This window comes from Corynebacterium minutissimum (assembly GCF_000805675.1).
Taxonomy (GTDB): Bacteria; Actinomycetota; Actinomycetes; order Mycobacteriales; family Mycobacteriaceae; genus Corynebacterium; species Corynebacterium minutissimum.
This window is the reverse complement of the sequence record NZ_JSEF01000027.1, coordinates 1-1,558: the sequence shown is the minus strand read 5'-3', so window position 1 is coordinate 1,558 and position 1,558 is coordinate 1. Positions and strand designations below refer to the sequence as shown.

General features: G+C 55.4%; 1 rRNA gene. It reads right to left on the bottom strand.

Annotation, left to right across the window (positions count from 1 at the left end):
* Positions 1-15: 15 nt before the first annotated feature.
* Positions 16-1,533, bottom strand: a 16S ribosomal RNA gene (locus NX84_RS12225).
* Between the last annotated feature and the right edge of the window lie 25 nt (positions 1,534-1,558).

Below are 1,558 nucleotides of genomic sequence, written 5' to 3'. Positions count from 1 at the left end.
ATTAATGCTCCTTAGAAAGGAGGTGATCCACCCGCACCTTCCGGTACGGGTACCTTGTTACGACTTCGTCCCAATCGCCGATCCCACCTTAGACAGCTCCCTAACAAGTTTGAGCCACTGGCTTCGGGTGTTACCAACTTTCATGACGTGACGGGCGGTGTGTACAAGGCCCGGGAACGTATTCACCGCAGCATTGCTGATCTACGATTACTAGCGACTCCGACTTCATGGGGTCGAGTTGCAGACCCCAATCCGAACTAAGACCGGCTTTCAGCGATTCGCTCCACCTCACAGTGTCGCTGCGCGTTGTACCGACCATTGTAGCATGTGTGAAGCCCTGGACATAAGGGGCATGATGATTTGACGTCATCCCCACCTTCCTCCGAGTTAACCCCGGCAGTCTCTCATGAGTCCCCAACCAAATGCTGGCAACATAAGACAAGGGTTGCGCTCGTTGCGGGACTTAACCCAACATCTCACGACACGAGCTGACGACAACCATGCACCACCTGTACACCAACCACAAGGGAAACTACATCTCTGCAGCGATCTGGTGTATGTCAAGCCCAGGTAAGGTTCTTCGCGTTGCATCGAATTAATCCACATGCTCCGCCGCTTGTGCGGGCCCCCGTCAATTCCTTTGAGTTTTAGCCTTGCGGCCGTACTCCCCAGGCGGGGCGCTTAATGCGTTAGCTACGGCACAGAAGACGTGGAAGCCCCCTACACCTAGCGCCCACCGTTTACGGCATGGACTACCAGGGTATCTAATCCTGTTCGCTACCCATGCTTTCGCTCCTCAGCGTCAGTAACTGCCCAGAGACCTGCCTTCGCCATCGGTGTTCCTCCTGATATCTGCGCATTTCACCGCTACACCAGGAATTCCAGTCTCCCCTACAGCACTCAAGTTATGCCCGTATCGCCTGCACGCCCGGAGTTAAGCCCCGGAATTTCACAGACGACGCGACAAACCACCTACGAGCTCTTTACGCCCAGTAATTCCGGACAACGCTCGCACCCTACGTATTACCGCGGCTGCTGGCACGTAGTTAGCCGGTGCTTCTTATACAGGTACCGTCACAAAAAGCTTCGTCCCTGTCGAAAGGAGTTTACAACCCGAAGGCCGTCATCCCCCACGCGGCGTCGCTGCATCAGGCTTCCGCCCATTGTGCAATATTCCCCACTGCTGCCTCCCGTAGGAGTCTGGGCCGTATCTCAGTCCCAATGTGGCCGTACACCCTCTCAGGCCGGCTACCCGTCGACGCCTTGGTAGGCCATTACCCCACCAACAAGCTGATAGGCCGCGAGCTCATCTTGCACCGAAAAAACTTTCCAACCACCACACTAAAGACGGTTCCTATCCGGTATTAGACCCAGTTTCCCAAGCTTATCCCAGAGTGCAAGGCAGATCACCCACGTGTTACTCACCCGTTCGCCACTCGAGTACCCCTGCAAGCAGGAGCCTTTCCGTTCGACTTGCATGTGTTAAGCACGCCGCCAGCGTTCGTCCTGAGCCAGGATCAAACTCTCCACAAAAAAGGCCGTGAAAAGCCCAAACCTA